A 21,109-nucleotide genomic window follows, 5' to 3' on the forward strand; every position below is an offset into this window, starting at 1 on the left:
TTCTATCTTCACACATTTGTGAAATCGGCGTACGGTCAAATTCATGGGTGCGGCAATTTCAGTGAAAAGCCTCGTCAAGACCTTCGGTACCACCCGCGCGCTGGACGGCCTCGATCTCGACGTCTCGACGGGTGAAGTACACGGATTCCTGGGGCCGAACGGCTCCGGAAAGTCCACCACTATTCGTGTGCTTCTCGGCCTGCTCCGCTCCGATTCCGGGGACGCAACCGTCCTCGGCGGCGATCCGTGGCGAGACGCCGTGACTTTGCATCGACGGCTCGCGTACGTACCCGGCGACGTGAATCTGTGGCCCAACCTCACCGGCGGGGAGGCTGTCGACCTGTTGGCCGGTCTGCGCGGTGGTCTGGACCGAAAGCGGCGCAGCGAGCTGCTCGAGCGCTTCGAGCTGGACCCGACCAAGAAGGCGCGTACGTACTCGAAAGGTAACCGGCAGAAGGTTGCACTCGTTGCTGCCTTTTCGTCGGACGTCGACCTTTACGTCCTCGACGAACCGACATCAGGACTCGACCCGTTGATGGAAGCGGTATTTCAGGACTGCGTCGAGGAGGTGGCTCACGCCGGGAAGACGGTTCTGCTGTCGAGCCATATCCTGGCCGAGGTAGAGGCATTGTGCGATCGCGTGAGCATCATCCGCGACGGGCGGACGGTGGAAGAGGGAACACTCTCCGAACTCAGGCATCTCACCCGCACATCCGTCTCGGCGGAGACGGTGCGCCCGATCGGTGGACTCGACGGACTCGGCGGTGTCCACGACGCGGTAATCGACGGTAACCACTTCACCTGCGAAGTCGACAGCGCACAACTCGGGCCACTCATGACGTACTTGGTCGGCTTCGGGATCGTGGCGCTCACTTCCACTCCACCGACGCTCGAAGAACTCTTCTTGCGGCACTACGGTGACGAGCGGGCCAGGGAGACTTCGGTCCACCTGCGGGCCGAGACCGGAGTATTGCCATGACCGTCGTTGCCGAAGCCGCTCCACCGGTACCGGCGTCGGCAAGTCAGTTCACCGGCACGCGCCGACTGGTTCGGTTGGCTTTGCGACGGGACCGGATCCAGCTTTCCGTGTGGGTCGTCTCGATCGTGCTGTTCATGCTGCTTGTCGTCGCCAGTGTGACCGGGCTGTACACGACACCCGAGGAATTGCGAAACATCGCAGTCAGTTCCGCGGTATCGCCGGTGGCGCTGGCAACCAACGGAATCGTGTCCGGCGATTCGCAGGGCGCGATAGTCGCCAGTCAGTCGGTGCTCGTGTTCGCGTTGGTGGCGGCATTGATGAGTACCCTTGCGGTGGTTCGCCATACGCGACAAAACGAGGAGACCGGCCGTGCCGAGATGATCGGTGCGGCGGTGGTAGGTCGGCGAGCGCTCCTGACCTCCGCGTTGATTGTCACGGTCGGTGCGAATGTGGTTCTGGCACTGGGGATTGCACTGGGATCGATCGCCGTCGGCCTGCCGGTCGGCGGTTCGCTCGCACTGGGCGCGTCGATCGGCGGTACCGGAATCGCGTTTGCCGGAGTGGCGGCAGTGACGGCGCAGATCACCGACGGCGCTCGTACGGCCAACGGGTTGGCGGGCGCCGCGATCGGTGTTGCCTTCATGCTGCGCGCGATCGGTGACGTCAACAGTACGGTCGTCGACGACGGAACTCGCGTGGTGAGCGGTTGGTTGTCGTGGCTCTCACCGATCGGGTGGGCACAACAGATCCGACCTTTCGACGACGACGCCTGGTGGATCCTGTTGTTGTTGATCGGATTTGCGTCTGTGCACGTCGTGGTGGCGTTTGTTCTCATCGGCCATCGTGATCAGGGAGCGGGACTCGTTCAGCCCCGACCCGGCCCGCCGGCCGCGGCATCGTGGCTGCCGTCGGCTTGGGGCCTGGCGTGGCGCATGCAGCGAATGACGATGTTCTGGTGGATCTTTGCCATCGTCATACTCGGATTCGCGTACGGTGCTGTGGGCAACGAGATCGACGCGATGGTGGGATCGTCGCAGCAGACCGCAGAGATGTTCGAGAAACTCGGTGGCGGCGGTACGGATCTGGTGGACTCCTACTTGGCCACCGCTCTCGGTCTCACGTCGATAGTCATCGCGGCATATTCGGTCCAGAGTCTTCTCCGTATGCGGGGCGAGGAAACCTCGGGACGGCTCGAACCGTTGCTGGCAACCTCGCTGTCGCGGCGGAAGTGGATGCTGTCCCACTTGGGGGTGGTTGTCGGCGGCGTGATCCTCGCGCACGTCTTGATGGGTGCGTTCACCGGATTCGCCTTCGGGCTCGTCACGGATGACATCGGCGGCAACACATTTCGGATGACCGGCGCGGCGTTGGCGTATCTGCCTGCGGTGCTTGTCGTCGTGGGGTTGGTGTCGTTGGCTTTCGGACTGTTTCCGACGTATGCGTCGTCCCTCTCCTGGGGAATCTTGGCGGCATGCATCGTGCTCGGGCAACTCGGTACGCTGCTGAAACTTCCGCAGATAGTTTTGGATCTGTCACCGTTCACCCACGTGCCGGGTGCCCCTGCCGAGCCTGTGACTGTTCTACCCCTGCTTGCGATGATTGTTGTGGCAGTTGTGCTTTCGATCGTGTCGCTTGCCGCATTCCGGCATCGCGACATCCAGATGTAGTCGAGCTGCACTCAATTGGGAGTTCAACTCAGAATTCGACGAAGCTGACGCGCCTGCGCGGTGAGACGTCCGGTCGAGTCGAACAATTCGGATTCGTCGACGCAGAGAGTGTCTGTCGCCCATACAGTCCCGTGACGCAGGCGATACCACGGTGACAGTGATTGGGGATCTGCCGTGAGGTGCTCCGGGATGAAATGCGCGGTGAACTCGATGGTCGGAATGGCCACGGGCATCGTCAGTGTCGCGAACAGTCCAGGTGGAAGTGCATCGAGCAGGACCGCCGCACGCTCTTGCGCCGTGAAATCGAGATCTGTGAGCAGCCGGATCCAGACGTCGAATTCGGGGGAGTCACCACCGGCGAACGGCCTCGCCGAATTGATCGGCCGAATGTCGAGGTGCTGGGCGAACGGCACAAAATCCACCGGGATCTCCAGTGGCGGCAGGGTTGACGGGTCGGCCGAACTCGGCTCGACTCCGGGGGCGGACAGCGTCGTGACTCCTGTGTCGCGGGCTAACCGAACAAGGGCGGATCCTGCACCGGTCAGCGTGACGTGGCAACTGACGGTCCGCCCGCCCCGCATCTCGCCGACAGTCAATTCGGCCGGTCCCGGAGGGACGGGGCGGTCCAGGTGCGCCGTGACTGCCAGCGGTTCGGCTCCGGACGCGTCGGCGGCGACTCGCAGCATCCGTGCTACTGCAAGTCCGCCCTGAATGCCGTCGAAACTCCGCCAGCTGGAGTCGAATTCGGTGTGATGACGCGCTGCATCGGTCGGCGACGCGGCCGTCACGGATGCCTGACTAGTAATTACCATAGTCAGCAGACTAGATGCTGACTATGGCAATGGCAAGCCAGGGTCTATTCGGGAGTGCTGGACGACCCACCGAAGAGCATGTAGATGAGGATCTGAAGAATGCCGAGAGGATTGATCTCGCCGAGGCTGCTCATGTGTGAGGAACTCCTGATTGCGGGGATGGGTAGTGTTGCGTCGCAACGTCACTGAAAGTACGGCAATTCAGACAATGCGGTGCGGAATTTACCGATAATTCACTGTCCGCGAGTCGGGCGGCAGTGCAGGTAAGCGTCGGTGACGACGTCGAGAACGCGATTGCCGTGCGCATCGACCAGTTTTGCCGTGATGGTGACCAATCCTCGCGCGCGATTGTCGAACACGACGTTGTCGACGGTGACCTTTCCGCTCAGGGTGTCACCGGGGCGAAGTGGACGTAGGAAGCTCACGTCGCGCATGGTCTTTCCGGCGATCACGTTCCACTGGTCATAGAGACTGTCGACCACCAACTTCTGGCAGATCGACAGGGTGTGCAGCCCGCTGGCGATCAACCCGCCGAAGACCCCGGACCCGGCGGCTTCCTTGTCGATGTGAAACCACTGGGGATCCCACTGGGTTGCGAACTCGACGATCTCTTCTTCGGTCACCGAATACGAGCCCAATGGGATCACTTGGCCGATCTCGAGATCTTCGGCGAACACTGTGCGTTTGTGAAGGGCGGCCGAATCGTTCATGTCTGTGTGAATCTCCTGCGTGTTCCGGGTGTACTCGGAACATACTCCGGCAGTGTGTTCGAGTCGGTCTCCGGTGTCGTCGGGTAATCCAGGGTCACTAGAATCGTCACATGGTTGACGACGCGAAGATCGAGCCGAGGGCGCTGGCAGGAACGTGGCACTTCGAGCGCGACATCGTCGACCGTCTTTCCGGTTCCACCAAGCATGTCTTCGGAGAGACTACTATCTCCGACGCCGGTGACGGTCGGATGCGCTGGTACGAGAGTGGAACTCTGCGTGACGGCGATCTGGAACTGCCCGTGTTCCGGACTTTGTTCATCGCTGAGCACGGCGCCGGGTGGGCTGTGACATTCGAGGACGGCAGAGAGTTTCACGACTGGGCACCGGGGGAGGAAGTCGAGCACCTGTGCGGTGCCGATACCTACCGCGGGCGAATCGACATCACTGCCGGCGATCGATCGGCCTGGACTGTCGTCTGGACCGTGACGGGGCCGAGCAAGGACTACACGATGACCACGCATCTCACCCGGCCCTGATCACAGCGTTCGCCAGTTATTCGACGCCGATCGTCACCTCGGTGGACTTCACGAATACCGTTGCAGCTTGGCCTGGTTCAAGGTCGAGATCCAGCGCGGCATCGCGGGTGATCGACGAAGTCACGATCTGGTTCCCGCCGTCCAATTTCACCTTGACTGTTGCCATGACGGTGCCGAGGTTGACCTCGGTGATGGTGCCGGTGAGTTGATTTCGTGTGGACAGTCGCATCTCTGAACTCCTGTGCTCTCGGGTAGTTGTACTTCGACCCTAAGCTGCCTGGCCCGTGGATACCCAGCGATTCCGCAGGTGCGGACATGCAGGCGAGAGAGTTGCGCGAATGATGTCGGCCGCCCGCGGTAGATTCCGGTCATGACTGAACCTGTGAAGGGCCCGGCGTCGTACTTTCCGTCGATCGAGAAGAAGTACGGTCGGCCGATCGGTGAATGGCAAGAGCTCATTCGAAGCTCAGAGCTCACCAAGCACATGGAATTGGTGAATTGGTTGAAGTCGGAGCACGGTATGGGCCATGGTCATGCGAATGCCCTTGTCGCGCATACGTTGAAAGAAGGCTAGTTCACTTCAGGCGGCAGTAGCGTCCAGCACCAACCAGCCGCCGTGATGCTCGAATACCTCGAACGGCACACCGGTCTGCCGGCCGACTGCGCGCAGCGATTCGAGGTCGAAGGTGCGGATGTGGCCGTGGCACGCGGTGGCTTCGTTTTCGAAGGGGACGGCTATGACGACCCTCTGACGTGCGATTCGGAGTGCCTGCGCAATCACCGCTTCGCCCACTGGGTCGTCTACGTGCTCGAGGAGATGAATCGCGGTGACGGTGTCGGCGCTGTTGTCCGGAGCCGGGACTTCCCCCGCGTCGCAGATCACCGTGTCGATCTTGATGCCGAGTGAGGGGGCTACCGCGTCGAGCAGAATCATCGTTCCGGGCAGGATGTCCGTGGCGGTCACGTCCATTCCGGCGCGCGCGAGCCGCAAGGGCAGGAAGCCGAAGCAGGACCCCAGATCGAGCACGGAACCACGAACCAGTTCTTCGGCTTTGTCGTGAATCGGTGCGAAATCCGCAGTGCCGTCCAGTAGTTCGGCAAGCGAGTTCCGGTAGTAGGTGGTCCAGGATTCGAGAGCGCCGTCCACGGTGGAGCGAACCAGACCGACCATCGTCAGCTCGAATTCGTCCTGACCGAACTCCGCGTCCTGAATCGACGAGGTGACTCCGGCGACGAGGCGCTCGCTCAGATCAGCAGGATTGAGGGAGTGCCGGACGTGGAGGCGACCGCCTCGACGATCGAGCGAGATCGGACCGGAATCGACCCGTTCGACGGTGACATGCCCGAACGACCACAAGCCCGGCGTCGACGGTGCCAGTGAATCCAGGACCGGTTCGTTTGTTGTGGTGGACATGATCACCTTTCTCGGGTGGCTGATGCTCTATCAGGTGCTGATGCCGGTCCGCAGGGACTGCGTACCTGTTTTCAAGAGTTCCGGTAGCTCGAGTGAATCGTCGGTGAGCCACTGCTCGTACGCCGACATGGCCACCCCGAGCAGAAGATAGCCGACGGTGCGTGGGCCGTGATCGGTCGGTTCGAGATTCATTCGTCGTGCGACGTAGTCGGCGACCACCTGTCGCCACCCTTCGTACATCACCACAGAGTATGCCTGAAGCGTCGGAACTTCGAGGATCAATTCCATCCGTTTACGATGTACCGCAGTCTCTTCCGGTGGGAAGGTGTTGAACGTCAACAACGCGGATTCGAGTGCGTCGACCAACGGGATGTCGGCGGGCAGTGAATCCAGGTGCTCGCGCATCTCGCCGAGATGTCCGTCGAAGTCTCCCCAGGGAACGGCGTTCTTGGACGGGAAGTAGCGAAAGAACGTCCGACGCGCGATGCCGGCGGCGTCGGCTATCTGGTCGACGCTCACCTCGTTGAAGCCGACTGTGGAGAACAGTTCGATGCCGATCGTGCTGATTCCCTCCTTCGTTGTGGAGGGGCGACGACCTATCCGAGCGGACGGTTTCTTGCGGCTACGCATACTTTTTTCGCTCCATGTGTGTCATTCTGCACTCGATGCCATTACAGTGGTGAACCGAGTCACAGTGAAGTCCCACTAGTGACCACCAACTCCCAGGTTGGAAGTCTGATCTACAGACTTCCAGACGGAGTGCGAACGCAGGAGGAATCCATGTCAGATCGTGACAACAAGGCGCTCGAGAACGACCTCGTCGAGGAGTCCCTCGTGGAGGAAGTTTCCATCGACGGCATGTGCGGCGTGTACTGACCGTGTCTGCTTTGGATCTCGACGCGGGGTGGAAACTCCACCCGCAGGTAGCGCTTCGCCCCGAACCTTTCGGGGCGTTGCTCTACCACTTCGGAACGCGCAAGCTCTCGTTCCTGAAGAACACGACCATCGTTGCGGTGGTCAAGGCGTTGCCAGACCATCCTGATGTCCGGTCCGCACTGCGTGCGCAAGGCATCGAAGATGACGCGGCTCCCCAATATGCCCGTGCGCTGAGCACTCTCGCCGATTCGCACATGATCGTGCCTGTCTGAGCCAGACGCTCGCCCCCCACGTGCGGAACAGCCCTTCTGCACGTTCGCCCGCTTCATTTCTTCGCGAGGACACAGCCATGACCTCAGTTCTTGAACAGCCATCCCCACCCGCCAAGGTGGGTCGCCTCGTCGATCAGTTCGAACTCGGACTCGACGCCCCGATCTGCCTGACGTGGGAACTCACCTACGCCTGCAACCTGTCCTGCGTGCACTGCCTGTCGTCTTCGGGTCGTCGTGACCCCAACGAGCTGAGCACCGAGCAGTGCAAGTCCATCATCGACGAGCTGCAGCGTATGCAGGTGTTCTACGTCAACATCGGTGGCGGCGAACCGACGGTACGCTCCGACTTCTGGGAGCTCGTCGACTACGCGACGGACCACCAGGTTGGTGTGAAGTTCTCCACCAACGGCGTGAAGATCGACAAGAAGGTCGCCGCACGGCTCGCGGCCAGTGACTACGTCGACGTGCAGATTTCCATCGACGGTGCCACTGCTGAGGTCAATGATGCTGTGCGCGGGCCTGGTTCGTTCGCTATGGCCGAGCGCGCTCTCGCGAACCTGAAGGAAGCCGGCTTCAAGGACGCCAAGATTTCGGTGGTCGTCACGCGGCACAACGTCAGTCAGCTCGACGAGTTCAAGGCTCTCGCCGACAAGTACGACGCGACACTGCGCATCACCCGCCTGCGTCCTTCGGGCCGCGGCGCCGACGTGTGGGACGACCTGCACCCGCGTCCGGAGCAGCAGCGTGAGCTCTACAACTGGTTGGTGGCCAACGGTGAGGGCGTCCTGACCGGAGACTCGTTCTTCCACCTCTCCGCGTTCGGCGATGCACTGCCCGGTCTCAATCTCTGTGGCGCGGGCCGTGTCGTGTGCCTGATCGACCCGGTCGGCGACGTGTACGCGTGCCCGTTCGCGATTCACGATCAGTTCCTCGCCGGAAACATCGTGAAAGACGGTGGATTCCAGGAAGTTTGGCAGCACTCGGACCTGTTCGAAGAGCTGCGCTCGCCGCAGACCGGTGGTGCCTGCAGCAAGTGCAACCACTACGACTCCTGCCGCGGTGGCTGCATGGCAGCCAAGTTCTTCACCGGACTGCCGATGGACGGTCCTGATCCCGAGTGCGTCATCGGAAACGGTGAAATGGCCTTGGCCGGCGCGGGAGAGATCCCCAAGTCCAGCGTCGACCACTCACGTTCCGGTCAACGTAAAACCCCGCGTGCATCGGTGCCACTGACACTGATGATGCGTCCCCCCGCCAAGATTTGTGACGAAAACCCGCTTGCGGGAATGTAAGTAGCCTTTCCGGCCACTTGCGATACGAGAGGTTTGACTGATGGCAAAGAACGCATTCTTCGAGACCGTCGCCGAAGCACAGCGACGTGCACAGAAGAGGCTCCCCAAGTCCGTATATGCGGCGCTGGTGGCCGGATCCGAAAAGGGTCTGACCGTCGACGACAATGTCGCGGCCTACAGTGAACTGGGTTTCGCTCCGCATGCGGCCGGCTTGCCGAACGAGCGGAACATGGCCACCACCATTATGGGGCAGGACATTTCGCTTCCGGTGATGATTTCGCCGACCGGTGTGCAGGCAGTGCACCCCGACGGCGAGGTAGCGGTAGCTCGAGCGGCCGCAGCACGGGGAACGGCGATCGGCCTGAGTTCTTTTGCCAGCAAGTCCATCGAGGAAGTTGCAGCGGCCAACCCGCAGGTGTTCTTCCAGATGTACTGGGTCGGCAGCCGCGACGTGCTCCTGCAGCGTATGGAGCGCGCTCGCGCTGCCGGTGCCAAGGGCCTGATCATCACCACCGACTGGTCCTTCTCGTACGGCCGCGACTGGGGCAGCCCGTCCATCCCCGAAAAGATGGACCTCAAGGCGATGTTCCAGTTCGCACCCGAGGGCATCATGCGCCCGAAGTGGTTGTTGGAGTTCGCCAAGACCGGCAAGATCCCGGATCTGACCACCCCCAACCTCGCGGCCCCTGGCCAGCCGGCACCGACGTTCTTCGGCGCGTACGGCGAGTGGATGCAAACTCCGCTTCCGACGTGGGAAGACATTGCCTGGCTGCGTGAGCAGTGGGGCGGGCCTTTCATGCTCAAGGGCATCATGCGCATCGACGACGCCAAGCGAGCTGTCGACGCCGGTGTCTCCGCGATTTCCGTCTCCAACCACGGTGGTAACAACCTCGACGGCACCCCAGCGCCGATCCGCGTACTCCCGGGGATTGCCGAAGCCGTGGGCGATCAGGTGGAAGTTGTTCTCGACGGTGGCATTCGACGCGGCGGCGATGTCGTCAAGGCGCTCGCTCTCGGCGCCAAGGCCGTCATGCTCGGGCGCGCCTACCTGTGGGGCCTCTCGGCAAACGGTCAGGCCGGAGTCGAGAACGTGCTCGACCTGATGCGGATGGGCATCGACTCGGGACTGATGGGCCTTGGCCACTCGTCCATCACCGAACTGAGTCCGGCGGACCTGGTGATCCCGGAAGGCTTCACCCGCACGCTGGGTGCGAGCTGAAACTCCGGCTCTGATCGAGCTGTGAGTTGAGCCTTCACGAACACACAACCCTGGCCGGACGCACCGTCCGGTCCAGGGTTGTTTTCGGTCCGCACGAGACCAATCTGTCCCTCGGCCGCGAACTTTCGGATCGGCACCGCGCGTACTACCAACGCCGCGCCGAGGGCGGTGCCGGGATCGTCGTCACTGAAGTGGCGTCGGTGCTGGACAACGACTGGCCGTACGAGCGGGCACCGTTGGCATCGGAGTGCGGCCCCGGGTGGCAGTCGATCTCGACGGCGTGCGCTCCGTACGGAACATTGGTTCTTGCCGGTCTCGGTCATACCGGGATGCAGGGTTCGAGCGCATATTCACAATCGGTGCTGTGGGGACCGTCGCGGGTAGCCGACCCGGTGACGCGCGAGTTGCCGATGGCAATGGGGCAGCCGGAGATCGACCAACTGATAGCCGGCTTTCGCGACGCAGCGGCGCTGGCGATCGCTTCGGGAATGGACGGCGTGGAACTCGATGCCGGCCCTCGAAGTATTCTGCGGCAATTCCTTTCGGGCCTGACCAATACTCGACAAGACCTATACGGCACTGATCGCGCTGCCCTCCTTCGTGAGGTCATCTCGGGAGTGCGTGAGGAAATCGGACCGGACCACGTTGTCTCCTTGCGGTTGTCCTGCGACGAGGAAGCACCGTGGGCGGGATTGACACCCGATCTTGCCGCAGGCTTTGCGCGTGAAGTATCTCCGCTCCTCGACCTCCTTGTCGTCGTCCGAGGTGGACTCTATTCGGCTGACCGATACCGTCCCGACTTTCACTGCTCGACGAACTTCAACTTCGCCCTGTGCCGTGAGATCAAGGCCGCGGTCACGATTCCCGTTGTCCTGCAGGGGAGTGTCGTTGATCTTGCCGAGGCTTACGCGGCGCTGGAAATAGCAGAGTTCGTCGAGATGACCAGAGCCCAGATCGCGGACCCTGACGTGGTCGTGAAAGCCGCGCGCGGCGATCGTCCGCGGCCGTGCGTGCTCTGCAATCAGACGTGCCTGGTGCGTGATCCTCGCAATCCGCTGGTGACCTGCGTCGGAAATCCGAGCGCCGGTTTCGAGACGGTGGACCCCGATGAGCGAGAGCAGATTTGGACACCGGGATCCGTCCTGGTTGTGGGCGGTGGCCCCGCCGGAATGGAAGCTGCACGGATCTCGGCGGCCGGAGGGCACTCGGTCACACTGGTTGAGAGTTCATCGCAGTTCGGCGGCATGATCCGAACTTTCGCGCGAGGTGACGGCCGCGGGCGGTTCACACTCCTCGCGCAGTGGCTCGAGGACGAATGCCGTCGAAGCGGGGTGGCGATGCGAACCGGGGTGGCGATCGACGCACAGGATCTCGACGACGCACGCAGTCGGGGCGAGTTGGTTGTGGTTGCCACCGGTAGTGCTGCGAGGGCACCGGCATATCCGTGCGACGACTCGGTTCGATGGATGGATGCATCGGAAGCCTACGAGAAGTTCACTTCGGTGGGGCCGGGCCCGGTAGTGCTGATCGATCCGCTCGGTGGACCGATCGCGGTGGCGCTCGCAGAAGCACTCGCAGCCAAGGGCGTCTGCGCCTCGATTGTCACCCCGGACACCATCGTCGGTTCGAGGCTCGGCGCGAGTGGCGATCTGGTCGGCGCCAACACCCGCATCCAGCAGGCCGAGATCACCCGAGTGCTCGCATCGCGTGTCGTCGAAATCGCCTCAGGGGCCGTCTGGGTCGAACACGTCTACACCGGTGAGCGGTCTCGGCTCGAGTGCGAAGTGGTGATTGACTGCTCGCCTCGTCTGCCGAACGAAACGCTGAAGGAAGCGGCCGACATCCAGGTGGGTGACTCGGTTGCCCCGAGAACTGTTCTCGAATCCATCCGCGAAGGGCGCTTTGCAGGGTTTACTACTAGAACGAGTTTCAATTCTGCAGAGAGGGCTATCTCATGACACAGGGTTCAGTTCGTTCGCTCGAAGGTCGCGTTGCTTTCATTACCGGCGCAGCTCGCGGTCAGGGACGTGCGCACGCGGTCAAGATGGCGCGCGAGGGAGCAGCGATCATCGCAGTCGACGTGTGCGCGTCGGTGGCGTCGGACAATTCTTACGACGCAGCAACTTCCGAGGACTTTGCCGAGACGATACGTCTGGTCGAAGCGGAAGGTGGGAAGATCCTCGCCCGCGAGGTCGATGTCCGTGACGGCGCAGCGCTCACCGCGGTGGTCAAGGACGGTGTCGAGCAGTTCGGACGCCTCGACATCGTGGTCGCCAATGCCGGGGTATGTAACTGGAATCGATTCTGGGAAATGTCGGACGAGCAGTGGGAAACCCTGATCGACATCAACCTGACAGGAGTCTGGAAAACCCTCAAGGCATCGGTGCCGGCGATCATCGAGGGTGGGCGCGGTGGATCGATCATCGTGGTCAGTTCGGTGGCCGGACTCAAGGCGCTGCCCGGACAGGCGCACTACGCGAGCGCCAAGTTCGGTCTCGTCGGTCTGACGCAGGCCGCGGCAAAGGAACTGGGGGAGTACAAGATCAGGGTCAACTCGATCCATCCCTACGGAGTCAATACGCCGATGGGCGTCGACCAGGGCGCGCTCGAGGTATTTGCCAAGTTCCCGCAGTACCTTCCCAACTTCACTCCGATCCTGTCGGATATCGCTTTTGCCGAACCCGACGAGATTGCCGATACCGTTCTGTGGCTCGCCGGTGACGGTTCACGCACCGTCACGGCAAGTCATATCGCGCTCGATCAAGGAAACTCCAAGGTCTGATGACGCCGTACCCGCGCCTCTTCACGCCACTGCGCCTGGGCAACCTGACACTCCGCAATCGGGTCGTGTTCTCCGCACACCTGACCAATTACGCGGAGAACGGGTTGCCGACGGAGCAGCACGCGAGCTACTACGAGGCGCGGGCCCGCGGCGGTGCGGGTCTGATCATCACCGAGGAGCACTCGACGCATCCATCGGATCGACCGTACGAGAAGATGATTGCAGGCTATCGGCCCGAAGCAATCGAGGGCTACCGGCGGATCACCGACGCCGTTCATGCGCATGGTTCGTCGATTCTCGCGCAGATCAACCACAACGGCGGTCAGGGTGCTGGAACCTATTCGCGATTGCCGCTGTTGGCGCCGAGCGCGGTCGCCGATCCGTTGTTCCGCGAGGTGCCCAAGGCCGTCGACGACGCGAACATCGCCGAGCTACTCGCAGGGTTCGCTCTTGTTGCGCGCAACTGCGTCGCCGGTGGCTTCGACGGGGTGGAATTGCAGGCGTCGCAGTCGTCCATCGTGCGCGCCTTTCTCTCACCCTCGACGAACCTGCGCACCGACCGTTACGGCGGAGGCGTGGCAGATCGTGCGCGTTTTCTGCTCGAGGTGCTGGGGGTGCTTCGTGAGGCCGTCGGCCCAGATCGTGTGCTCGGCGTGCGCCTGAGTGGATACGAAGGAACGCGGGGTGGGATCGAACTGTCCGACGCGGTAGCCACCGCCCAACTCATCGAAGCCGACGGTCGTGTCGACTACATCAACACTACCGTCGGAATGGCAACGGAAACACTGCATCTGGTCGAAGCGTCGATGGCTGTACCCATCGGCTACGCCAACTTCGTCCCGTCTGCGATCCGGGAGGTGGTCGATCTTCCCGTGGTCGGCGTCGGCCGTTTCAAGACGCCTGAGCAAGCTGAAGCTGCGCTCGCGGGCGGTGTGTGCGATCTGGTGGGTGTGGTTCGTGGGCAGATCGCCGATCCGGATTTTGTGAACAAGGCGCGTGCCGGTCAGTCGGTGCAGGTGCGAACCTGCTTGTCCTGCAACCAGGAATGCGTCGGGCGGATGGGTCTGGGGCGTTGGTTGGGGTGCACCGAAAATCCGCGCGCCGGTCGAGAATCGGTCCCACTGCCGATGCCGCGGCGACGAGGTCGCACTGTGATGGTGGTCGGCGGCGGCCCTGCCGGCCTGCAAGCTGCGGCCACCGCGGCCCAGCGAGGTCATGCGGTGACGCTGTTCGAGCGTGAACGAAGACTCGGTGGACAGATTCTCACCGCCTCGGTGGTCCCCGCTCGCCGAGAACTTGCCGACCTCGTCCGAAATCTCGAATCGGAGTGTCGCCGAAGCGGTGTCACGATCGAGCTGGGTGTTGGAGCTGATCTCGCGATCGTGGAGGAGGGCGTGCCCGACGTGGTAGTGATCGCAACCGGGGCGCGGCCGGTGCGCCCAGCGTGGGCGGGTGGATCCGAGCGTGTGGTGGGTGTTCGAGAGGTTCTCGACGGCAAGATTTTGCCGAGTGGAACGGTGCTTGTCTACGACGAGTTGGGATTCCATCAAGGTACGTCGGTGGCGGAGTTCCTCGCTGATCGAGGCTGTGCGGTCACGATCGCGACCAACGGCATGGTGGTCGCGCAGGACCTGAGCATCACCTTGGATTTCGAGGCGTGGAACCGCCGGGCGTTCGAGAAGTCGATCATGCAACGGACGGATCTGATGGTGACTTCGGTGAGAGCTGGAGCCTCGCCGCTCGTGAGCTTGGTGCACCTTCCGACGGGTGTGGTCGAGGAAGTTGCGGTCGACTGGGTGGTTTTTGTAACGCAGCAGGAACCTGTCGACGAGCTATGGAATGCGTTGCAGGGAAGTTCTTTCGAGACTTTTCGAATCGGTGACGCTCTGTCGCCGAGACGTTCGCATGCCGCGGTCATCGAAGGTCATCGAATTGCGTTGTCGATATAAGTCGTCCGTTATGTCCCTGGTTATCGAAAGTATGTTCGATTAAACTTTCGGCATGGACAGTCGGGAAGCGTGGCAGTTGGATGGTGAGGGCCTCAAGGGTGAGGTTCTGGATCTGGTGCGTGTCCGGCATGAGTTGCAGTCGCGGATGGTGTTGTTGATCGTGGAGATGTTTTCCCGGGAGACTGTGGTCGGGAAGGGTTTTCGGGCGATCGCGCAGTGGTTGCATGGTTCGACGAATTTGGAGATCGGTGAGTGCAGTCTGTTGGTCAGTCTAGCGCGGTTGCTGTTGCTCGAACCTGTTGTCGCGGATGCTTTTCACCGGGGTGACGTTGATGCGTTGAAGGCCCGTCAGGTGGCGTCGTTTTGTCAGCATCCACCCAAGAACATGACCCCGGCGGATGTCGACAAGGCCCGCGGGATCCTGTTGGAGTTGGCGTCGAAGAACATCGCTGATTGTGATGCGGTGCGGGCGGCGATCCGGCGGATCGAGAAGCAGTACGGCACACGTGAAGACGGCGTCCCGGTGGGTGAGGATTCGGAGCGCAACGAGTTCTACGCCTCGAAAGGCTTGTACGGGCGGGTCAGCGTGAAAGGCGATTTGGATGCTGTGAACGGGGCCCGTCTGATCACGTTGTTGTCGAGCCTGTCGGCGCCGACACCGGAGAAAGACGGCGTGAAGGACACGCGTACTCCGGCGTTGCGGCGGGCGGACGGGTTTTGCGAGTTGTTGCGGCGGTACGAGCGGGCGGGACTGGGTCCGATCGAGGGCGGAGTGAAACCGCACATCACGGTCACCGCGTCGGCGAAAGACATGACCGACCTCAAAGCATTGAAGGACCTGCTGCCGTCCACCGAAGAGCTGGGTTTCGCGTGGACGGATTGGATAGGTCCGATCAGCATCGACACCGCACGAATGTTGGCCTGCGACTGCACCATCACCCGAATCCTCTTGGACGAGAATGGTGTTCCGCTCGAGTGCGGCAAGGAAGCAAGAACCGCGACGGTACCCCAGCGGCGCGCGTTGGCCGTCCGGGATGGTGGGTGTGCGTTTCCGGGGTGCGGGACTCCATCGGGGTGGTGCGATGCTCACCATATTGTTCACTGGAACGATGGTGGCCCAACAGATCTCGACAATCTGATCTTGTTGTGCGGTCATCACCATCGGACACTGCACCACACGGAATGGCGAGTCGAGATCGGCCCCGATCGGAAGACGGTGTTCTACCCACCGATGTCGGTTGATCCGTATCAGCATCCGATCGGTGGGAACAGTCCGCCGACAGCGGCGTGAACCGCGACCAGTGAAAACTCATACACCGGGGCACAACCATGCCCCGGTATATCCGCATGCTGTGTTGCGGTGGGAGGGGCCTGCACCAATACGATCGGGGGATGAGCTCTCCGCGTGACCTTGCTGCCATCCCGAGTCCGGCGCTCGAGGGCACTGCGCTCACCGTCGTAGTCCCGGTCGGTTCTTTCGAACAACACGGTCCGCATCTGCCTCTCGATACGGACACTCGGATTGCGAGAGCAGTCGCACAGGCTCTGCCCGACGTCGTCGTGGCCCCGGCCATCGAATACGGGGCGAGCGGCGAACACGAAGGGTTTGCCGGCACGATTTCGATCGGTGCCGAGGCTATGGAAACCCTCGTCGTCGAATACGGAAGGTCGGCGTTCAGGTGGACGAAGCGGGTGCTGTTCGTCAACGGCCACGGCGGAAATGGTCCCGCGCTGGCCAAAGCTGTGGCACTTCTTCGATACGAGGGACGTGACGCCGCTTGGGTGCCGTGCGCTGTTGCGGGTGCCGATGCGCACGCGGGGCACACTGAAACGAGCCTATTGCTGCACCTTTCGCCCGATTTGGTGCACATGAGCCTTGCTGAGACCGGAAATTTGTCTCCTATCTCAGACCTGATGCCAGGAATGCGTTCGGGCGGTATGGTCGCTGTGTCGCAAAACGGCGTTCTCGGCAATCCGGTCGGGGCTACCGCCGAAGACGGCGCATACATCTTCGGTGAGTTGGTAGGACGCGTGACGGATGGACTGGCCCGGTGGGAGCCTGGTCCAGATGGGAGGCTTCGGTGACGACCACGACCGAGTGGGGGCGGACGGTCCACCTGCGACGGCTTTCGAGGCTGCGACGAGTTGCAGCACGACGGGCTACGTCCCTTACGATCACCTGATGCGACCAGCAAGACTCCCCGACGGCTTCGGCATTCGGTTGGACCCCAAGGTGCGCACGTACTCGGGTGGCCGGGTACTCATCGGCGGATCTCCGACGCGGATGCTCAAGCTGGCTCCGACGGCTGCGGCGATGATCGGTGACGGCTTCCTCGAGGTGGTCGATCAGCAGAGCGCTGCGGTTGCGCGACACCTTCTCGATTCGGGTGTCGCGAATCCTCGTCCGATGTCGACGCCGTCCGCTGCCGATGTCACGGTCGTGATTCCGGTCAAGGACAACCAGGCCGGCGTCGAACGCCTATTGCCCGTCCTCAAGGATCTGACCGTCATCGTCGTCGACGACGGCTCGGAAGTGCCGGTGGAACCTCGGCGAGCCTGCCCGGGCACCGGCACCATCACAGTAGTGCGGCACGAGAGCGCCCGCGGACCCTCGGCGGCACGAAACTCGGGATTGCGTTCGGCTCAAACACGTTTCGTTGCTTTCCTCGACTCCGACGTCATCCCGCGTGCCGGTTGGCTCGAGCTGATGTTGGGTCACTTCAGCGATCCAGGGGTTGCCCTCGTTGCGCCCCGCATCGTCGCCCTCGATCCGTACGGGACGGCGCTGGCGCGGTACGAGAACATGCGATCGTCTCTCGACCTCGGACGCAAGGAAGCTGCGGTGAAATCGGGCAGTCCGGTCGCCTATGTCCCCAGCGCCGCCGTGATCGTCCGGCGCGACGTAGCGCTCGAATGCAACGGTTTCGACGAGAGCCTCGAAGTAGCCGAGGACGTCGATTTCTGCTGGCGCCTACAGGCTGCTGGTTGGCGTCTGAGGTACGAACCGGTAGCGCACGTCGCTCACGATCATCGAGTGCAGTTCGACAAGTGGTTCGCCAGGCGTGCGTTCTACGGGACGGGTGCGGCGCCGTTGGCTGCCAGGCACGAGGGTTCGGTTCCGCCGATGGCGATGTCGTTCTCGACGCTCTTCGCATGCATCGCCGCCGCAACACTGACACGTTCCGGTCTTGCCGGCGCTCTCGGCGCTTTGCTGTTCACCGTCTACCGGCTGCGAAAGATGTTCACCGGTCTGAGTCAGCCCACCCGGATCGCGGCCATCCTCACCGCGCAAGGGTGTGTCGGTGGATTCTGGCAACTCGCATCGGCGATGTGTCGTCACTACTGGCCCGTGACGCTCTTGGCGGTGATCGCCTCCCGTCGAATACGACGACTGGCCGTCGCAGCAGCCGTCGCCGAAGGGTTGGTGGACTGGTATCGCCACCGTGAGCCAGGCGGACTGGGACCGGTTCGGTACGTCTTCTTCAAACGAGCAGACGACATCGCTTATGGAGCCGGACTCTGGCGTGGCGCATTCGACGCCCGCGACTGTGCGGCGCTGAAACCTCGAATCACCAAGTGACAGAAGCCGACTACGCAGATTTTCTGGTTGTCGGTGGTGGCACGTGTGGCTGCGTCGTCGCAGCCAGGCTCAGTGAAGATCCATCCGCCACGGTGATGCTCCTCGAATCGGGAAGCGGATACCGTTCGGCGCTCGAACTTCCGGACGTCCTGAGTGATCCGTACCGACTGCCGGTCGGACCTGCGAGCGAATACACGTGGACGTATCCGGTCGAGTTGACACCGCGTCGGGCGTCCACGATCGCGCGCGGGCGGACACTCGGTGGGTCCGGGGCTGTCAACGGCGCGTACTTCACCCGCGCAACCCGCGCCGATTTCGAGAACTGGCCGAGTTCGTGGCGATACGACGACGTATTGCCGTACTTCAAGAAGTCCGAATCCGATCGTGATTTCGAGGGCGAGTTCCACGGGAGCGGCGGTCCGATCCCGGTCGAGCGGCGAGCGTGGGACCAACTGCATCCACTGAGCGGTGAGTTCCAGGCCGCAGCACTCGCAGCTGGTTTTCCCGACGACGTCGACAAAAATGCGCCTGACTCGTTCGGCGTCGGCCGGGTGCCGCTGAACGTATCGGATCATCGTCGGATCAGTACTGCGGTCGCCTATCTGATGCCGGTGTTGCACCGCCCGAATTTGCGGGTGGAATCCGGCGTGAACGTCATTCGTATCGCGTTCTCGGGAACCCGTGCGATCGGCGTCGACGTATTCGACGGCGGTAACGTCCGGCGCATTCGTGCCGACCACGTGATCGTGTGTTCGGGTGCGGTGGCGACGCCACACATTCTCTTGAACTCCGGCATCGGTCCGGCGGAACAACTTGCAGAGCAAGGAGTTTCCGTCATCCTCGACCGACCTGGCGTCGGCCAGAACTTCGTCGACCACCCGGAAGTGCTGCTGCCGTACTATTTTTCGACGCCCCGCACGATTCGATCACAGACTCCGGTTCTGGAGACGGCCCTCAATCTCGCTGAACTCGAAATCCGTCCGTACACTGCGTCTTTCACGGACCTGGTTCCTGGTGCGCCTCGCATGGATCACGGCGTCGGGGTGGTCCTCATGGCGCCGCGCAGTCGGGGAAGTATCGAACTGGCATCGGGGGATCCCGCTGGGGCGCCGCGTATTCGATACAACTACGTCGCGTCGGCGCACGATCGAGCCGCCATTCGGGAAGGGATGCAGATCGCCGAGAATCTTCTCGAGTCGATCGCCGAGACAGGATTGATCGACCGCCCCGTTGTGGAGTACGCCGACGAGTGGATTGAATCCCGACTCGGTACGTCCTTACATATGTCCGGTAGCTGCGTGATGGGGGTCGAGTCGGACCCGTTCGCAGTCGTCGATGGTCGGTGCCGTGTGATCGGTGCGCAAGGGCTCAGTATTGTTGACACGTCAATCCTGCCGACGATCCCGACTCGCGGCCCGCACGCGACCGCGGTGATGGTCGCGGAGCGAGCAAGCGCCATCCTGCTCGGTGACGAGTGACCAGGAGCGGCAACAGGCAGGGGCTGACAGGCAAACCGAATGGTCGTTCTCGCCGATGAGTTGTGATCGGCGTTACAGTGGTCCACGGAGCGGAGGAACGCAAAATATGGCACGTGAACAGGCTGTGTCCGGCAACCCGTGGGTGGCGGTCAGGCCAGGCGATGACGTCGCGTTACTAGCGCGGCGACTTTCGTCTGCCCATCAGTCGTTCATCGATGCCCGGGGCGTGCCCGGACAAGGACTTACCGACGACTCCCATGTCCGTTCGGTCGTGCTCGAATCCTGGATGCGGAGCCGCAACAAGGGAGTAAATCCCGACGTTGTCGGCAACCCTGAAATGCTCGAAGGGCTCGAGCTCGAGAAATATCGATCCGCGCATCCCATGTCCCTGATACGACCAGTGATCCGGAAACTGCTGGTGGAAGATGCTGCCGAGACCGGCTTGCTGATCGCGATCAGTGACGCACACGGTCGACTGCTCTGGGTAGAGGGTGACAATTCGGCCAAGGACAAGGCGTTGTCCATGAACTTCGTCGAAGGCGCCGACTGGAGCGAAGATCGTGTCGGTACCAACGCGCCGGGAACGGCGCTTGCTCTCGATCACTCCGTACAGATTTTCGGATCCGAGCATTTCAACCGAACCGTGCACGACTGGAGTTGTTCGGCCGCCCCTGTCCACGATCCCACCACTGGTCAGATCCTCGGTGCCATCGACATCACCGGTGGACCCAGGGTCGCGGTACCCGAAGTGCTGTCGCTGATCCGTGCAACTGTTGCTGCCGCCGAATCGGAATTGCGATTCCACCTCTTGAACTCGCCCATCCCGCTCAGTGCCACGGCTCCACGCCTCGAGACCTTCGGTGCAGGCCGGCCGACGTTGGTTCGCGGCGGCGACCGAATCCCGATTTCGCAGCGTCACGCCGAGATTCTCCTTCTGCTCTCCGAGCATCCGGAAGGTCTCAGCTCCGACCACCTTGCGGTCCTGCTCGACGAGGGTGAACTCGACGCAGTGACCATTCGCGCGGAAATGTCGCGGCTTCGTAAGGTTTTCGGCGCTGACCGGCTGGCTTCGCGCCCCTATCGGATCATCACGGAGTTCACGACAGACGTCGGCGACGTGCGGGCAGCGTTGGATCGCGGCGACGCGGCGACGGCGATGAAACTGTATTCGGGCCCCGTGCTGGCCGGCTCGGCCTCTCCCGGTATCGAAGAGGTGCGGGAAGAACTGCGCACCAGGGTGCAGGCGGCTCTGCTGCGTGGAGGTGACGCCAACCTTCTGGCCCGGTGGACCACGTCCGTACACGGCCGCGAAGACTCCGTCGTGTGGGAGGCCTACCTGTCCACGTTGGATCCGCAATCTCCGCTGTATTCGCAGGTCCAAGCAAGAATTGATCTCCTCGACCGCCAATTGGGCATCTGAGACTCAGCTGCGTCTCTCGCACGCAACGTACTTGCAACGTTGCAACTCCTAGTGTTGTGAATCACACCCCACCGGGGGGTGGGATTGCAGTCACCGATTTGGTGGGTGCGCCCAGGAAGAACA

At 62.2% G+C, this 21,109-nt stretch carries 21 protein-coding genes; 16 read left to right on the top strand and 5 right to left on the bottom strand.

Translation table 11 applies throughout. The annotated features are described in order from the left end of the window. Nucleotides 1-43: 43 nt before the first annotated feature. On the top strand, nucleotides 44-979 hold the full coding sequence (locus ACFWEM_RS24250; RefSeq protein WP_378537732.1) for an ATP-binding cassette domain-containing protein: 936 nt from the start codon (nucleotides 44-46) through the stop codon (nucleotides 977-979). Continuing rightward, complete coding sequence (locus ACFWEM_RS24255) at nucleotides 976-2,646, top strand: ABC transporter permease (protein WP_378537734.1); 1,671 nt, start codon at nucleotides 976-978, stop codon at nucleotides 2,644-2,646. The genes ACFWEM_RS24250 and ACFWEM_RS24255 overlap by 4 nt, the downstream gene beginning before the upstream one ends. 23 nt (nucleotides 2,647-2,669) lie before the next feature. On the opposite strand, the gene ACFWEM_RS24260 is transcribed toward ACFWEM_RS24255, so the two are convergent. After that, nucleotides 2,670-3,458, bottom strand: coding sequence for a thioesterase family protein (locus ACFWEM_RS24260; protein ID WP_378537736.1), 789 nt, complete (start codon nucleotides 3,456-3,458; stop codon nucleotides 2,670-2,672). A gap of 233 nt (nucleotides 3,459-3,691) precedes the next feature. Continuing rightward, on the bottom strand, nucleotides 3,692-4,168 hold the full coding sequence (locus tag ACFWEM_RS24265) for a MaoC/PaaZ C-terminal domain-containing protein (RefSeq protein WP_378537738.1): 477 nt from the start codon (nucleotides 4,166-4,168) through the stop codon (nucleotides 3,692-3,694). 110 nt (nucleotides 4,169-4,278) lie between these two features. Between ACFWEM_RS24265 and ACFWEM_RS24270 the strand changes: the two genes are divergently transcribed. Continuing rightward, nucleotides 4,279-4,704 (top strand): DUF6314 family protein, encoded by a 426-nt coding sequence (locus ACFWEM_RS24270; protein ID WP_378537741.1) that lies wholly within the window; start codon nucleotides 4,279-4,281, stop codon nucleotides 4,702-4,704. Between the two features lie 16 nt (nucleotides 4,705-4,720). On the opposite strand, the gene ACFWEM_RS24275 is transcribed toward ACFWEM_RS24270, so the two are convergent. Continuing rightward, a complete protein-coding gene (locus ACFWEM_RS24275) occupies nucleotides 4,721-4,933 on the bottom strand; it encodes a molybdopterin-binding protein (RefSeq protein WP_003942061.1) in 213 nt (70 codons plus the stop codon). A gap of 141 nt (nucleotides 4,934-5,074) precedes the next feature. Between ACFWEM_RS24275 and ACFWEM_RS24280 the strand changes: the two genes are divergently transcribed. Continuing rightward, the gene (locus ACFWEM_RS24280) at nucleotides 5,075-5,278 is read left to right on the top strand and encodes a DUF4287 domain-containing protein (RefSeq protein WP_378447235.1); all 204 of its coding nucleotides are present in this window, start codon (nucleotides 5,075-5,077) and stop codon (nucleotides 5,276-5,278) included. A gap of 6 nt (nucleotides 5,279-5,284) precedes the next feature. Here the strand turns inward: ACFWEM_RS24280 and mftM are convergent, their stop codons facing one another. Next, nucleotides 5,285-6,118, bottom strand: a complete 834-nt coding sequence (mftM, locus tag ACFWEM_RS24285; protein WP_378537743.1) for a mycofactocin oligosaccharide methyltransferase MftM — start codon at nucleotides 6,116-6,118, stop codon at nucleotides 5,285-5,287. A 30-nt stretch (nucleotides 6,119-6,148) separates the two neighbouring features. Next, complete coding sequence (mftR, locus tag ACFWEM_RS24290) at nucleotides 6,149-6,748, bottom strand: mycofactocin system transcriptional regulator (RefSeq protein ID WP_317552370.1); 600 nt, start codon at nucleotides 6,746-6,748, stop codon at nucleotides 6,149-6,151. A gap of 150 nt (nucleotides 6,749-6,898) precedes the next feature. On the opposite strand from mftR, the gene mftA reads away from it, so the two are divergent. From mftA to ACFWEM_RS24350, 12 genes are all read left to right on the top strand, one after another. Further along, nucleotides 6,899-6,994 (top strand): mycofactocin precursor MftA, encoded by a 96-nt coding sequence (gene mftA, locus ACFWEM_RS24295; protein ID WP_063836238.1) that lies wholly within the window; start codon nucleotides 6,899-6,901, stop codon nucleotides 6,992-6,994. Further along, the gene (gene mftB, locus ACFWEM_RS24300; RefSeq protein WP_007728309.1) at nucleotides 6,979-7,266 is read left to right on the top strand and encodes a mycofactocin biosynthesis chaperone MftB; all 288 of its coding nucleotides are present in this window, start codon (nucleotides 6,979-6,981) and stop codon (nucleotides 7,264-7,266) included. The genes mftA and mftB overlap by 16 nt, the downstream gene beginning before the upstream one ends. A 77-nt stretch (nucleotides 7,267-7,343) precedes the next feature. Beyond that, nucleotides 7,344-8,558 (top strand): mycofactocin radical SAM maturase, encoded by a 1,215-nt coding sequence (gene mftC, locus ACFWEM_RS24305; RefSeq protein ID WP_317552369.1) that lies wholly within the window; start codon nucleotides 7,344-7,346, stop codon nucleotides 8,556-8,558. A 40-nt stretch (nucleotides 8,559-8,598) separates the two neighbouring features. Next, nucleotides 8,599-9,777 (top strand): pre-mycofactocin synthase MftD, encoded by a 1,179-nt coding sequence (gene mftD, locus ACFWEM_RS24310; protein WP_378447238.1) that lies wholly within the window; start codon nucleotides 8,599-8,601, stop codon nucleotides 9,775-9,777. A gap of 26 nt (nucleotides 9,778-9,803) precedes the next feature. Next, entirely contained in the window at nucleotides 9,804-11,735 is a 1,932-nt protein-coding gene (locus tag ACFWEM_RS24315; RefSeq protein ID WP_378537747.1) for a mycofactocin system FadH/OYE family oxidoreductase 1, read from the top strand. After that, nucleotides 11,732-12,559 (top strand): mycofactocin-coupled SDR family oxidoreductase, encoded by an 828-nt coding sequence (locus ACFWEM_RS24320; protein WP_003941966.1) that lies wholly within the window; start codon nucleotides 11,732-11,734, stop codon nucleotides 12,557-12,559. Before ACFWEM_RS24315 ends, ACFWEM_RS24320 begins: the two co-directional genes overlap by 4 nt. Continuing rightward, nucleotides 12,559-14,508 carry a mycofactocin system FadH/OYE family oxidoreductase 2 gene (locus tag ACFWEM_RS24325; protein ID WP_378537749.1) on the top strand — a complete coding sequence of 650 codons (1,950 nt, stop codon included), beginning with the start codon at nucleotides 12,559-12,561 and terminating at the stop codon, nucleotides 14,506-14,508. The genes ACFWEM_RS24320 and ACFWEM_RS24325 overlap by 1 nt, the downstream gene beginning before the upstream one ends. A gap of 52 nt (nucleotides 14,509-14,560) precedes the next feature. Next, nucleotides 14,561-15,799 (top strand): DUF222 domain-containing protein, encoded by a 1,239-nt coding sequence (locus tag ACFWEM_RS24330; RefSeq protein ID WP_378537751.1) that lies wholly within the window; start codon nucleotides 14,561-14,563, stop codon nucleotides 15,797-15,799. Nucleotides 15,800-15,900: 101 nt separating this feature from the next. Then, complete coding sequence (mftE, locus tag ACFWEM_RS24335; protein WP_378537753.1) at nucleotides 15,901-16,593, top strand: mycofactocin biosynthesis peptidyl-dipeptidase MftE; 693 nt, start codon at nucleotides 15,901-15,903, stop codon at nucleotides 16,591-16,593. A gap of 97 nt (nucleotides 16,594-16,690) precedes the next feature. Next, the gene (mftF, locus tag ACFWEM_RS24340; protein WP_378537756.1) at nucleotides 16,691-18,088 is read left to right on the top strand and encodes a mycofactocin biosynthesis glycosyltransferase MftF; all 1,398 of its coding nucleotides are present in this window, start codon (nucleotides 16,691-16,693) and stop codon (nucleotides 18,086-18,088) included. Further along, nucleotides 18,085-19,566 (top strand): mycofactocin system GMC family oxidoreductase MftG, encoded by a 1,482-nt coding sequence (gene mftG, locus ACFWEM_RS24345; RefSeq protein WP_378537758.1) that lies wholly within the window; start codon nucleotides 18,085-18,087, stop codon nucleotides 19,564-19,566. Before mftF ends, mftG begins: the two co-directional genes overlap by 4 nt. 106 nt (nucleotides 19,567-19,672) lie before the next feature. Further along, entirely contained in the window at nucleotides 19,673-20,986 is a 1,314-nt protein-coding gene (locus ACFWEM_RS24350; protein WP_019744245.1) for a helix-turn-helix domain-containing protein, read from the top strand. Nucleotides 20,987-21,109: the final 123 nt, after the last annotated feature.

The sequence above is a fragment of the Rhodococcus sp. NPDC060176 genome (genome assembly GCF_042728675.1).
Classification (GTDB): Bacteria; Actinomycetota; Actinomycetes; order Mycobacteriales; family Mycobacteriaceae; genus Rhodococcus_F.

Coding starts and splice junctions, on each gene's coding strand:
- ACFWEM_RS24260 (WP_378537736.1), bottom strand. CDS start 3,458: ATGGTAATTACTAGTCAGGCATCCGTGACGGCCGCGTCGCCGACCGAT.
- ACFWEM_RS24265 (WP_378537738.1), bottom strand. CDS start 4,168: ATGAACGATTCGGCCGCCCTTCACAAACGCACAGTGTTCGCCGAAGAT.
- mftA (WP_063836238.1), top strand. CDS start 6,899: ATGTCAGATCGTGACAACAAGGCGCTCGAGAACGACCTCGTCGAGGAG.
- ACFWEM_RS24255 (WP_378537734.1), top strand. CDS start 976: ATGACCGTCGTTGCCGAAGCCGCTCCACCGGTACCGGCGTCGGCAAGT.
- mftR (WP_317552370.1), bottom strand. CDS start 6,748: ATGCGTAGCCGCAAGAAACCGTCCGCTCGGATAGGTCGTCGCCCCTCC.
- ACFWEM_RS24280 (WP_378447235.1), top strand. CDS start 5,075: ATGACTGAACCTGTGAAGGGCCCGGCGTCGTACTTTCCGTCGATCGAG.
- mftM (WP_378537743.1), bottom strand. CDS start 6,118: ATGTCCACCACAACAAACGAACCGGTCCTGGATTCACTGGCACCGTCG.
- ACFWEM_RS24350 (WP_019744245.1), top strand. CDS start 19,673: ATGGCACGTGAACAGGCTGTGTCCGGCAACCCGTGGGTGGCGGTCAGG.
- mftC (WP_317552369.1), top strand. CDS start 7,344: ATGACCTCAGTTCTTGAACAGCCATCCCCACCCGCCAAGGTGGGTCGC.
- mftE (WP_378537753.1), top strand. CDS start 15,901: ATGAGCTCTCCGCGTGACCTTGCTGCCATCCCGAGTCCGGCGCTCGAG.
- ACFWEM_RS24275 (WP_003942061.1), bottom strand. CDS start 4,933: ATGCGACTGTCCACACGAAATCAACTCACCGGCACCATCACCGAGGTC.
- ACFWEM_RS24320 (WP_003941966.1), top strand. CDS start 11,732: ATGACACAGGGTTCAGTTCGTTCGCTCGAAGGTCGCGTTGCTTTCATT.
- mftF (WP_378537756.1), top strand. CDS start 16,691: ATGCGACCAGCAAGACTCCCCGACGGCTTCGGCATTCGGTTGGACCCC.
- ACFWEM_RS24325 (WP_378537749.1), top strand. CDS start 12,559: ATGACGCCGTACCCGCGCCTCTTCACGCCACTGCGCCTGGGCAACCTG.
- ACFWEM_RS24270 (WP_378537741.1), top strand. CDS start 4,279: ATGGTTGACGACGCGAAGATCGAGCCGAGGGCGCTGGCAGGAACGTGG.
- mftD (WP_378447238.1), top strand. CDS start 8,599: ATGGCAAAGAACGCATTCTTCGAGACCGTCGCCGAAGCACAGCGACGT.
- ACFWEM_RS24250 (WP_378537732.1), top strand. CDS start 44: ATGGGTGCGGCAATTTCAGTGAAAAGCCTCGTCAAGACCTTCGGTACC.
- ACFWEM_RS24330 (WP_378537751.1), top strand. CDS start 14,561: ATGGACAGTCGGGAAGCGTGGCAGTTGGATGGTGAGGGCCTCAAGGGT.